This is a genomic window from Moorena sp. SIO4A1 (assembly GCF_010672065.1).
Taxonomy (GTDB): Bacteria; Cyanobacteriota; Cyanobacteriia; order Cyanobacteriales; family Coleofasciculaceae; genus Moorena.
In genome coordinates this window covers 1-11,300 of sequence record NZ_JAAHHX010000115.1, presented here as the reverse complement: position 1 = coordinate 11,300, position 11,300 = coordinate 1, and the positions used below count along the sequence as shown (strand labels likewise).

11 protein-coding genes and 2 pseudogenes are annotated in these 11,300 nt (G+C 43.6%); 9 read left to right on the top strand and 4 right to left on the bottom strand.

Features of this window, described 5'->3' with window-relative positions; all coding sequences use genetic code 11:
- Positions 1 to 246: 246 nt before the first annotated feature.
- Positions 247 to 567: an NfeD family protein gene (locus F6K53_RS33925; RefSeq protein WP_293043813.1), complete on the bottom strand. Its 321-nt coding sequence runs from the start codon at positions 565 to 567 to the stop codon at positions 247 to 249.
- A 310-nt stretch (positions 568 to 877) separates the two neighbouring features.
- On the opposite strand from F6K53_RS33925, the gene F6K53_RS33920 reads away from it, so the two are divergent.
- Together F6K53_RS33920 and F6K53_RS33915 are read left to right on the top strand one after the other, a co-directional pair.
- A complete protein-coding gene (locus F6K53_RS33920; RefSeq protein ID WP_293043815.1) occupies positions 878 to 1,009 on the top strand; it encodes a hypothetical protein in 132 nt (43 codons plus the stop codon).
- Between the two features lie 41 nt (positions 1,010 to 1,050).
- Positions 1,051 to 2,445, top strand: a complete 1,395-nt coding sequence (locus tag F6K53_RS33915) for a sugar porter family MFS transporter (RefSeq protein WP_293071739.1) — start codon at positions 1,051 to 1,053, stop codon at positions 2,443 to 2,445.
- Between the two features lie 212 nt (positions 2,446 to 2,657).
- Here the strand turns inward: F6K53_RS33915 and F6K53_RS33910 are convergent, their stop codons facing one another.
- Complete coding sequence (locus F6K53_RS33910; protein WP_293071738.1) at positions 2,658 to 4,715, bottom strand: M48 family metallopeptidase; 2,058 nt, start codon at positions 4,713 to 4,715, stop codon at positions 2,658 to 2,660.
- Positions 4,716 to 4,823: 108 nt separating this feature from the next.
- Between F6K53_RS33910 and F6K53_RS33905 the strand changes: the two are divergent.
- The 5 genes and pseudogenes from F6K53_RS33905 (at position 4,824) to F6K53_RS33885 (ending at position 9,736) form a co-directional block, all read left to right on the top strand.
- Positions 4,824 to 6,260: pseudogene (locus F6K53_RS33905) on the top strand (transposase).
- Between the two features lie 933 nt (positions 6,261 to 7,193).
- Positions 7,194 to 7,343, top strand: a complete 150-nt coding sequence (locus tag F6K53_RS33900; protein WP_293071737.1) for a hypothetical protein — start codon at positions 7,194 to 7,196, stop codon at positions 7,341 to 7,343.
- A gap of 124 nt (positions 7,344 to 7,467) precedes the next feature.
- Positions 7,468 to 8,910, top strand: a complete 1,443-nt coding sequence (locus tag F6K53_RS33895) for a HAMP domain-containing sensor histidine kinase (protein ID WP_293043821.1) — start codon at positions 7,468 to 7,470, stop codon at positions 8,908 to 8,910.
- 80 nt (positions 8,911 to 8,990) lie between these two features.
- Positions 8,991 to 9,407: pseudogene (locus F6K53_RS33890) on the top strand (element excision factor XisH family protein).
- Positions 9,395 to 9,736: a XisI protein gene (locus F6K53_RS33885; protein WP_293022352.1), complete on the top strand. Its 342-nt coding sequence runs from the start codon at positions 9,395 to 9,397 to the stop codon at positions 9,734 to 9,736. Before F6K53_RS33890 ends, F6K53_RS33885 begins: the two are co-directional and overlap by 13 nt.
- Positions 9,737 to 9,813: 77 nt before the next feature.
- Here the strand turns inward: F6K53_RS33885 and F6K53_RS33880 are convergent, their stop codons facing one another.
- The gene (locus F6K53_RS33880) at positions 9,814 to 10,266 is read right to left on the bottom strand and encodes a DNA-binding protein (RefSeq protein WP_293022349.1); all 453 of its coding nucleotides are present in this window, start codon (positions 10,264 to 10,266) and stop codon (positions 9,814 to 9,816) included.
- Positions 10,241 to 10,507: a hypothetical protein gene (locus F6K53_RS33875; RefSeq protein ID WP_293022346.1), complete on the bottom strand. Its 267-nt coding sequence runs from the start codon at positions 10,505 to 10,507 to the stop codon at positions 10,241 to 10,243. Before F6K53_RS33875 ends, F6K53_RS33880 begins: the two co-directional genes overlap by 26 nt.
- A 23-nt stretch (positions 10,508 to 10,530) precedes the next feature.
- Between F6K53_RS33875 and F6K53_RS33870 the strand changes: the two genes are divergently transcribed.
- Both F6K53_RS33870 and F6K53_RS33865 read left to right on the top strand, forming a co-directional pair.
- The gene (locus F6K53_RS33870) at positions 10,531 to 10,662 is read left to right on the top strand and encodes a hypothetical protein (protein ID WP_293022344.1); all 132 of its coding nucleotides are present in this window, start codon (positions 10,531 to 10,533) and stop codon (positions 10,660 to 10,662) included.
- A gap of 108 nt (positions 10,663 to 10,770) precedes the next feature.
- Complete coding sequence (locus tag F6K53_RS33865) at positions 10,771 to 11,007, top strand: hypothetical protein (RefSeq protein WP_293022341.1); 237 nt, start codon at positions 10,771 to 10,773, stop codon at positions 11,005 to 11,007.
- Positions 11,008 to 11,300: the final 293 nt, after the last annotated feature.

Sequence of the window (11,300 nt, the reverse complement as noted above, 5' to 3'; positions counted from 1 at the left end):
TACTCCCTACTCCCTACTCCCTACTCCCTACTCCCTACTCCCTACTCCCTACTCCCTACTCCCTACTCCCTACTCCCTACTCCCTACTCCCTACTCCCTACTCCCTACTCCCTACTCCCTACTCCCTACTCCGGTGATCCGCTGTTCCCTTTGCTATTAGTGCCAAAGGTCTAGTAAACCCAGAAGCCCAATACTGACCCTAGGGTGGTATTGGGCTTTGGCTTAATGTGAAAATACTGTAAACACTCAAGGCAATCGTTGAGTCCAACTAAACAAGCGTGAGACAATTCCTCTGGCTAGGTTTTGGCTCGATTCTTGAGAATCATCGGGAAAAATATAACCGACTGGTACCACAATCAGGGTAATGCCCCGCCGACCAACAACTGTAACTGGGTCTTCAGGTTCAAGGGTGACTTGAAAATCAGAGCATACTTCTGCTGGCCAGTAAGTTGCTTTAAACTTGACTCGTCCTGGCTTATGAGGGGTAATTGTCTTTTCTACCTTGCCAGTGCCAGGCTCTGAGAATAGGTTCATTTCTTCCATGGTGGGGTTTTTAGTTGATTCCATTTGCTGCAAGCTCCCTCAGCTTTACCTTACCTTTAAACTCTACTTTCCTTCTTTAAAGCCTGGTGAGGTATCCCATGCCACTATTTAAACCTGTACACAATTCCTTGGTAGTTAAGGTCTTAGCAAGATTCGGCTTTAATCCTCGCTCTGTCTACTATTGAACCCTGCTATGCCATTGGTGATAGGTCGTTCTTTCCATAGACAGTTGCTTAACTGGCAACTTGTCCACCTAAAGAATTAGGGCAAAAAGCTTCCAGGTATGGATGATACCGAGTTGCATTCAAACAGATTAAATTGGTTGGATAGGGAGATGGGGAGATGGGGAGATGGGGAGATGGGGAGATGGGCGGATGAGATTGTTGTACCTTTGACCGCAACTTGGTATGAATATAGAAAATTGAAAAGTGATGCAGCGCTACTCCCTACTCCCTACTCCCATTAACCCAAGACGAAAGTACCTCACCCCATTGAGAACTGCTATCAATGATAAATGACCAACAACAATACCATATATCTTTTGTAATTCTGATTTCCGCAGTAGCTGCCATTGGTGGTTTTTTATTCGGTTTCGACAGTGCAGTGATCAATGGCACGATTACAGCACTGCAAAAAGCCTTTAACTCCACTAGCGTCGGGACGGGATTTTCAGTATCTTCGATGCTGCTAGGTTCTGCAGTTGGGGCGTTTTACGCTGGACAGATGGCAGATTGGTATGGCCGCAAAAAGGTGATGCTGATCACTGCTGCTTTATTTACTATCAGTGCCATTGGCTCTGGTATAGCAATCAGTATCTGGGATTTTATAGTCTATCGACTGGTGGGTGGCATTGCTGTGGGTGCCGCTAGTGTAATTAGTCCAGCTTACATCGCAGAGGTTTCTCCAGCTCACCTGCGGGGAAGGTTAGGTTCTCTGCAGCAATTGGCCATTGTTATTGGTATTTTTATTGCTTTTGTCAGCAACTACTTGATTGGTATGGCTACCGGTTCAGCAGAAGCACCACTTTGGTTTTCTATACCGGCTTGGCGCTGGATGTTCTGGATGGAGCTTATTCCAGCAACTGTTTATTGGGTGGGGGCTTGGTTAATTCCTGAATCTCCCCGCTTTTTGGTCTCTATTGGCCGATTGACAAAAGCTGCTGCTGTTTTCGCCAAGATTGAGAGTGGTGATGTCCAAGCCAAGGTCTTGGAAATTCAGCAAACACTTCTCAAGGAGCGCAAGCCTAAACTGTCTGATCTGATTGGTAAAAATGGTATGCTCCTTCCCATTGTCTGGGTAGGCATGGGACTATCTCTATTTCAACAGTTTGTGGGAATTAATGTAGTATTCTACTATGGTAATGTGTTATGGCAAGAGGTAGGGTTTTCAGAAGGAGATTCCCTGCTAATTAATGTTATTACTGGCGCTATTAATCTTATTACTACCCTTTTAGCGATCGCATACATCGACAAATTTGGACGCAAACCCCTTCTGCTGATCGGGTCTATTGGGATGACCTTGACCTTGGGGATAATGGCATTTATTTTCACTTTCGCCCACTTGGATAGCGCTGGTGAATTGATTCTGACTCACTCTCAAGGGATTGTCGCCCTCTTAGGCGCTAACCTCTATGTGTTCTGCTTTGGCTTTTCCTGGGGACCAGTGGTCTGGGTGATGCTAGGGGAAATGTTCAACAACCAGATTCGAGGGTCTGCACTGTCTGTTGGTGCTTCAACTCAATGGATGGCAAATTTTTTCATTACCATCACCTTCCCCATTCTCCTGACTAGGTTTGGTTTAGGTACTGCTTATGGTCTTTATACCATTGCTGCTGCTATCTCCTTTTTCTTAGTTGTGTTCGCAGTTCGGGAAACCAAAGGTAAGGAACTCGAAGCCATGTGATCGTAAGTATTCAGCTATCAGCTTAAGCGCTACGCGCACGCGTGCGCGTTCAGCTATCAGCTATCAGGGGCTGGTGGCCACCCTACTTGAGGTGATTTTGAATAAAATAAGCTGTTCACTTAGCTTGAGCCTTGGCCTATGGCTACGCTACGGGAATGGCTGACTGCTGACTGCTGACTGCTGTTCGCCCAGCGTGAGCATAGCCCATATGCTTACTCCTGCTGTAGTTGCTTCTGCTCATCTTCTTGTTTTAGCTCCTGTTCTTCCTTCTGTGTTTTATCCTGGTCATCTTCTTGTTTTCCCTCCTGTTTTCCCTCCTCTTCTTCCTTCTGTTTTTCCTCATATTCTTTGAGAAGTTCAGCAACTCGCTTCTGAATCTCTAGGTGTTTTTCTACACCTTCATAAGTATAACGGTTGTAACCATTCCTGTCAATTATAGCTTCTAAATTATTAATCCGTTCTTTAGTCTCTGGGTGAGTTGAAAGCCAAGGAAATAAGGGTTTTGGTCCACCTTGATCATGGAGAGTAATCATCAAATTGCGCAATCCATCTGCTGCATAGCCACTAGCCGCAAGAATTTTAGTTCCTAAATCATCAGCCTGACGTTCCATATTCCGGCTATAGTTAAGTACAATTAAATTAGCAGCAGTGCCACCATAGGGTATAAATTGGGTAATGTTAGCAGTCAAGTTACCTTGAGTTACTAACTGGAAACCGTGGGATAACACAGCGTGGGATAGTTCATGAGCCAGTAAACCAGCTAATTCTGCTTCGGACTTGGTTTTTAGGATAGCCCCAGCGTTGATAAATATTTTACCTCCTGGTAGAGCAAAAGCATTGAGTTGGTCATCCATAACTACATAAAACTCGTAGTTAAACTCATCGCGACCTGTTACCTTGGTAAGTTCATTTCCCATTTCCCGCACATACTCCAGCACTTCTTCGTCTTCTAGCATCGGTAATTGCTTTTGTGCTTGTTTAGCAATTCTTTTGCCAATGCCTGATTCTCCCTGGAGCATTAATACAGTTGACTCTATTGCTGATAGCGGACCAAAGAGATTACCAGTAAAAACATAACCTAATGTTCCAGTGATCACATTCATTATTGTATTACCGGTAATTTCATTCCGGAGATGGGAAATGTGGCGGTCTAGATGCTGATCAGCGAGCTGAAGAAACTCTTCCGATTGAGGATGCTCAGTATTAAACAGGGCAAATTCACGAGCTACCAGAGATGCTTCAAACCAATTTTCTGAGTCTGCTAGCATTGCCATGGTTACCTTGATTAATTCCGGCTCATTGGGATATAGATTTTTAGCTTGCGTTAAAACTACTAAGGCTTCATCAAGCCGCTCATAATCTTTTAGAGCTTTAGCGTAGCGTATATGACCGGGAATAAATTCTGGTTGCTGCTCTACTAAAAACTTGAGGGGAATTAGAATTTTACTTTCTAAATTCTTTTCTAGCCCTGACTCATAGTTACGCCAATACACTCCACCAGCGGGAGAGAGTTGAGTGGTTTCGTAAATTGGCTCCGGTAGTTTTTGAACTGGTTCTGGATTATCAAAAGGATTCTTGGCTTCACGATATAGTTGTTCAGCACCAATTATATCTCCACTTAGATAAAGTCTATCGGCTTCAATCAGTTTCTGCTGTTTGGCCAGTTCTTCTGGGCTGAGTTCTTCAGCTTCTGCTTCCAGGTCGTTTTCGTTAGCGTCAACAGCCGTTGTGGTTTCTTCTTTCTCTACCTCTGTATCCGCAGTTTCTGTATCCGCAGTTTCTGTATCCGCCGTTTCTGTATCCGAAGCCTCTGTATCCGCAGTTTCTGTATCCAAAGCCTCTGTATCGGAATCAGTATCTTTGGTATCTGAGTCTATTGTAGGTACAGTTGTCGTAGAGCTGTCTGTTTCTGGAAGCTCCCTATCTACTAAGGTATCTTGCTGCTCCGTGTCTTCAGTGGAATTATCCGGTAATGGCACTTCTATATCTATAGGATTTATAGGTATAGGTATACCAGTATCGGAAGTTTCGGTAGAGGCATCGGTAGTCGGTGCTTCAGTTTCAGATATATCCCCCGACCTAGGAACTTCAGTATACTCTGACATGTCAGAAACCTCAGTAGCCCATGCATCTGAGACAGTTAGAGGTTCACTACTGTGTTGGATCGGTTCCGATTCCCCGATTTTGGGAGACTCAGCTAAGGCAGTTGAGGCTTCACCCGCCATTAGGATTCCTGACCAAATTAGCACTAAATTTCCAAAACGTTTCATAATCAAATTGTCGGTATTGACCAAAAATTTTGGGTCTCAAGCCCCGTCCTTCTAGGACGGCTTTCTCTTTTTGTACTATACTTTACCTAGAGTTGTCTCAGGTCAATAATGAAAGTCTTGGAGTTTAAGGCCAAAGGGAACAAAACTCAATATGCCGCAATTGATGAGGCGATCCGCACCGGTCAATTTGTCCGCAACAAGTGTATCCGTTACTGGATGGACAACAAGGGTATAGGACAAAAAGAACTGTATCGTCATAATACGTCGCTTAGAGCTGAGTATCCCTTTGTGAAAGACTTGAACTCCCACGCATGTCAGGCTTCGGTTGAAAGAGCCTATAGCTCAATTGCTAGATTTTACGATAAATGCAAAAAAAAAGTTCCTGGTAAAAAAGGATATCCCAAGTTCAAGAAATTTTCCAGATTCGGCGTAGCCGACGCTGCGCGAACGGTTGAATACAAGACATCGGGCTGGAAGTTGTCAGGGGATGCTAAATCAATAAAATTCTTAGACAAGAAAGGTATCGGGAAACTGAAACTGAAAGGAACCTGGGAGTTATGGCGTTATAATCAAAAGCTAACCCGCGCGGGTTAGATTGGTACGTCGCGCAGATGGCTACTATGTTCAATTCTGTATAAAAGTAGATGAAAAGGAATCTCTAGAACCAAATCATACTAATATTGGACTAGACGTAGGACTTAAGGAATTTTACACCGACTCCAAAGGGGGTGTAGAACCTAATCCCAGGTTTTATCGTAAAGGTGAAAAAAGACTAAAGTTTCATCAACGTCGGGTTTCTCGTAAAAAGAAAGGCAAGGCCGTAGGCCACGCTTCGCGAACATCCAATCGCAGAAAAGCCATTAATAGACTAGGTCGGACACACCTTAAAATAAGTAGGCGACGTGAAGAACATGCCAAGAGACTGGTTAGAAGTTACCGTAAGAATAAAGAAGCCTTTATGGTTAGTCGGCTATGCATAAAAGGTGACAGGTTTTGTTGTAAGGCTGCACTCTTCTAAGGTTTCGTCTCCGGCGCGTTGCGTAATCCACTCTAACGACGTGGTTGCTTACGTTCGCGCAGCGTGCCGTAAGGCAAGACTTAAGGATTAGAAATTTAGTCAAAAATCATTGTCTTGCCAAATCTATTAATGATGCAGGTTGGTATCAATTCAGGAAATGGCTGGAATATTTTGGACAAAAGTTTGGCAGGCAAACGGTAGCAGTTAATCCTGCTTACACTAGTCAAAATTGTTCCAGTTGTGGTGAAGTTGTCAAAAAATCGCTATCAACCAGAACTCACGCCTGCAAGTGTGGGTGCAAATTAGATTCGCCGTTCGCGTAGCGTGGCCTTCGGCCTCAGGCGACGCTACGCGAACGCGACCATAATGCAGCCATCAACATCCTGAAAAGAGCCTTGGGTACGGTGGGGCACACCGGAACCCTGGTCTTAGACCAAAACGCTTTAGGAGAGGAAACCTCGATTCTTCCTGGTTCCGGCCTGGTTGAACAAGTCTCCTCGTTGATTAAAGAATCCCCGTTCTTATAGGACGGGGAGTGTCAATAGAACGGGATATTGATAGAACTAGAAATTAGACTTCTTACAGCAGTAGAAAACTTCGGATCTCCAATCTCGGAAGGATTATCGGAGACTAGTTTTGGACTTTTGCAAGAGGTCTAATATAGCGCTACGCCCAATGGCAAGAGGCAAGAGGAACCCACCCCTAACCCCTCCCAGGAGGGGAAGGCAAAAGTTGACTAGACAAGGTTTTCAGCTTATATCAATGCATACTATTTGACGCGGTGGTGCGTTACGGGACGGAGTGTCCCAACACTTGCTATGGCTTGCGTCTTGGGGAGCCCGTCCCTAACACACCCTACGCCTATATACTCAACCTTAGATCTGGTGATGGCGTCAGGTCATGAGCGGGTGATAGGTAAGCCTCTCACCACTTGTTATTGTTCACAAAGAAATTCCCATTGGTAGATAGTAGTATGTATAAATATACGTTATTTTACCGATTACCGATACTCATAATTGGGCTATGTTTATCAAATAAAATAAATCCCGATAGGGAGTTAAATAAATCCAGTTCAACAGGGTGGCTTTTTACTCGGCTACAAGAAGATACTTACCTCACGGGGTGACAACAAAGCTCAAACCTAGATAGGTGTTAGGTGTATGGTTTTAGGTATTGGGTAAAATGAGCGCATCGGTGTCATTTGTATTTCCCAGCAATTGAAGCAATTTTAACCATACAACGTCAATGATAGTTTTAATCAATCCACCCGCTTGACAATTTTCCCTAACACCTAACCCCTAAAACCTAACCCCTGTAAGATTTTGAATATGCTTGTCACCCCCTGAGGATACTTACAGTTACTAACCTTAGGCTAGTCTACCCAATCAGATCCTGTTAAATTACTTTAGTAGTGTTATCGGTCGAGTTTTTGGTAGTGTTTATATTCCTGGAGTTATGGCTTGATAGTAATAAAAGTTACCAATTACCAATTTACCTATACCAAGAACCCTAAAAGAATTGCGAGAATTTTTGTTCCCTTTTCCCTTTTCCCTACTCCCTACTCCCTGTTCCCAGATCCGCTGTTCCCTGTTCCCTTTGGTTTAGCTTGACAATCCCCATGCTCCCGAAAAAAATATTAGTTATCTGATTCTAACTAGTCTATCAGTAATTTCTCAGATTGTTCTGTAAAACTGATAATTAGTAATATTAATATAAATATTCCGACAAAGACTGATGAAGTTCCCCAGCCGTTTGCTGGAAAAATTCTTGAATAACTACTACCATTATCTTGATTTACGTTCCCTACGGGTAAGACTAACCTTAGGAATTGCCGCTGTTTCAGCCTTAGGTATGGGGAGTTTGGCAATTTGGACCAGCTGGAAAATGCAGCATATTCTGGTTTCCACTCACAAACAGAGTATTAGTTATATTGCAGAGCGCTTCCCCCAGGATGTAGAAATCTATAGCGATATGGTTACCCCGGAAACCGGGATGCAAAAGGCAATTGATAAACTCAGCAATAGTAACACCCTACTCTGGGTAAAGCATCCCAACAATGGTATTGTTGCTCAATCTGAAGCCCTAGAGGTCATGGACACTCTGACTTCTCCGGAGTATTTGTCACGGATACCGCCCATGCCGGAAATCTTGGAAGTAAACGGAAGCTACTGGGTGGTTTGCGGCACTACTTTGGAAGTTAAACAAACCAATCTCGGTAAGTTTTACATTGCCCAAGACATTACTAGTGATCAAAAGATGTTTTTGCAGCTGATCCGGAGTCTGGGGATTGCTACAGTACTTGCTATTGGAGGGATGTGTATTGCGATCGCATTCTATATTAAGCGATCGCTCCAACCACTACAGTTGATGAGTCAGCTAACTGAGAGTATTTCTGCTGATGATTTGGGGGATGTGCAAATACAGCTCGATAATGCTCCCACAGAAGTCAGAGAATTGGCACAAACCTTTGACGAAATGCTCGTGCGTCTGAATGATGCCTTAGAAAATCAACGGCAATTTGTTAGCAATGTATCCCATGAATTGCGTACTCCTTTAACCTTAGTCTCTGGCTATGTCCAAAGTACGTTACGTCGCGGTACTAATTTGAGTCCACCTCAGCGCGAAGCTCTAGAAATTGCGTCTTCAGAAGCTGACCGCACAGTGCAAATGTTGCAGGATTTACTGGATTTGGCACGAGCAGATAGTGGTCATATACACTTCAATCTAGAAGCCTTTGTCTTAGATGACTTGGTGGAAGAAGTTGCTGAGATGGCAAGACAATATAGTAAGCGAGTTATTAAAGTTGAGAGTAATAAACCTGGGATTTGGGTCAAAGCTGATATCAATCGCCTCAAACAAGTCTTACTGAATTTGATTGATAATGCCGTCAAATACTCTAGTATCGATAAACCAGTCACCGTTAAGTTATCTCAGGTAGATGGCAGTGGCAGAATTGAGGTCTGTGATCGTGGTATCGGTATTCCTTTAAAACAACAAGCCCGTATTTTCGACCGCTTCTATCGGGTCGATGAAACTAGAACTCGTTCTACTGGTGGTGCGGGTTTGGGACTATCCATTGTCAGGACGTTGGTCGAAGGCATGGGGGGGAATGTCAAAGTGCGATCGCAGTTAAACAAAGGAAGTACATTTACAGTTTGTTTACCGTTAAAGTACTAGGAAATATTGCCGGGCATCAGGATTTTGGTATGACTATCCTATTATCGGTAGGGTTTTCCTGAAGATATTGCTATTTTACTATGGCAAGAGACAAGTATCATGAACTAGTCAAAGCAGCGCTAGTCAAGGAAAGATGGCTGATGATTACGGATGACCCGCTCATTGTAGAAGCTGGCAAACGTAAGATTCAGGTTGATTTGGGAGCTGAACGGTTAATTGCTGCTCAAAAAGATGGTGAAAAGATTGCTGTATAGATAAAAAGCTTTATTGGTGTCTCAACGCTTCATGATTTTTACCAAGCTTTGGGGCAATTTAGTTTTTATAAGTTTGCTCTTGAAAAAAAGATGCCAGAACGAACATTATTTTTAGCTGTACCAGATGATACCTATGACGATTTTTTCAAGGAAGACTTTATTATGGAACTACTGGATCGCTATCAGGTGAAAATGCTGGTGTATCGGATAGATGAAGCAATTATTGAACGATGGATAAAGTAGCTAAATATAAGTCAATTGTTCGTCAAATCACCATAGAAACTGGGAAGCTGGGTGAGCGTCCTGATGATGAGGTGAAGAGTCAGATTATTTTAGATGATGAGAGAGGACACTACCTGCTTTATTTCAATGGATGGCGTGGCTCTAAACGAACTTACGGTTGTTATCTACACATTGATGTTAGTCACGATGGGAAAGTTTGGGTACACTACGATGGCACTGATTTGCGTATTGCAGAGCAATTGGTACAGCTCTCAATTCCTAAATCAGATATCGTATTAGGGTTCATCTCACCAATTAGGCGAGCAGATACCGGGTTTGCTATCAAGTAAGTCTTAGGATTGGTAAATGCAATCACCTAGCGTGACCTACCGTCAATCCCGACAGTCAAAGACTGTTGCCATGATCATTAGCGAGTGGCGGGGAAACTGCCACCAATGAAGTGAATATCGCTGAAAGTTTCGATCCACAAACGAGCGCCACAATCGAGTGGATTATCCGGCTGATACACAATCTTACACGGACCGAGGATTTCGACCTCGTTGCCGTAGAGATTGGTGCCCTTTCGTTTTACTGAAATCACTGGCTTCCGGTCTTTGGGACTTTTCTTGATATTCGAGCCAATGTGATTGCGATTGACATTAATCTTAGCTAAAGCAGGGGGACGACTAGTGCGCCATTTGCCCTTTGGTCCACGGGTACCTTTGGTAATTTGTGGCAAATGGTTGAACAAAGGAATAATCCAGAATTTCCCGGTTTTATAGGCACCCCGGACGCGACCCTTCTCTAGAAGTTGGCGCAATCGTCTAGAGGAAATTCCTAATAAAGATGCCGCTTCAGTAGTACCAACACACTTGTTCATCAGTTGACTCTCCTTTAACTATTCCTATAATACTATTATAAGAGAGAAAATAAAAATTGACAATGTCAGGGAATCGGGAATCGGGAATCGGGAATAGGGAGGAAAGCGTGGTAAAGGTGGTAAATAGTGTAAGGGTGGGTAGCAAGTCAAGTGCTGTTGTTTCCACTATTAGCGACTGCGTTAATACCGGAATAGTTAGGAAATCGGGAATTGGAAGCGGCTCCAAGGTCGCATCACCCATAGTTCTCTAAAAAATTAATTAATTTGTTACACAGGATTTTTCCCCACTCCACTACTCCCGATTCCCGATTCCCGATTCCCTGTTCCCTACTCCCTAAAAAATTTGTTACAAAAGTTCTTAAAAAATGTTATAATATAATTTTTTTTGTGTTATAATAAAATTACCGTGGGCGCTAAAACGTTCCACGGTAAAAGCCAGCCGACAGTTTCTCCAGGACCCCAGGCTGGCTCTAGACCCCCAGTTAAGGAGATACCTAATATTTTATGTCGTACTCTCAACGCCTACACCCATGGGTAGTTGTTCGGCTGTTGCCCGAAATGCAACGGGTGGTTGTTGCTCGTTTCCGCAACCGTTCTGATGCGGAAGGTCACTTGCAGGCTCTGAAACGACTGATGCCTGATAGGAAATTTATCATTATCTTCGATATTGGTCAGCCTATAGACGCCCAGCCTATAGACGGCGAGCCTATAGACGACGAGCCTATAGAAGAAGAATCTTAAGGAGCAGGGAGTGTGGGAAGTGTGGGAGACCCAGCTCCCCAGCAATCAAATTTTAGTCTGACCCCAGAAACAGCTCTGCAAAGTAGAGTGGGCGTTCTTCAGTAATTAGTCTTAATTCAGTCAATAGTCTATGGCAAAACGTGCAGATATTGGTAGCAAACGTCTAATATCAAATCCGGTTAAATAGTTATCGTTAAGCCTTGGCTGCCTGCCACCAATGAAAATGGGTCAGACCACGAATGAAGTCGCACTGCTTGAGTAAAACACAACAGCGAGCGCAAATTATCTGCTCC

Coding starts and splice junctions, on each gene's coding strand:
- F6K53_RS33925 (WP_293043813.1), bottom strand. CDS start 567: ATGGAATCAACTAAAAACCCCACCATGGAAGAAATGAACCTATTCTCA.
- F6K53_RS33920 (WP_293043815.1), top strand. CDS start 878: ATGGGGAGATGGGGAGATGGGGAGATGGGGAGATGGGCGGATGAGATT.
- F6K53_RS33915 (WP_293071739.1), top strand. CDS start 1,051: ATGATAAATGACCAACAACAATACCATATATCTTTTGTAATTCTGATT.
- F6K53_RS33910 (WP_293071738.1), bottom strand. CDS start 4,715: ATGAAACGTTTTGGAAATTTAGTGCTAATTTGGTCAGGAATCCTAATG.
- F6K53_RS33895 (WP_293043821.1), top strand. CDS start 7,468: ATGAAGTTCCCCAGCCGTTTGCTGGAAAAATTCTTGAATAACTACTAC.
- F6K53_RS33885 (WP_293022352.1), top strand. CDS start 9,395: ATGGATAAAGTAGCTAAATATAAGTCAATTGTTCGTCAAATCACCATA.
- F6K53_RS33880 (WP_293022349.1), bottom strand. CDS start 10,266: ATGAACAAGTGTGTTGGTACTACTGAAGCGGCATCTTTATTAGGAATT.
- F6K53_RS33875 (WP_293022346.1), bottom strand. CDS start 10,507: ATGGGTGATGCGACCTTGGAGCCGCTTCCAATTCCCGATTTCCTAACT.
- F6K53_RS33865 (WP_293022341.1), top strand. CDS start 10,771: ATGTCGTACTCTCAACGCCTACACCCATGGGTAGTTGTTCGGCTGTTG.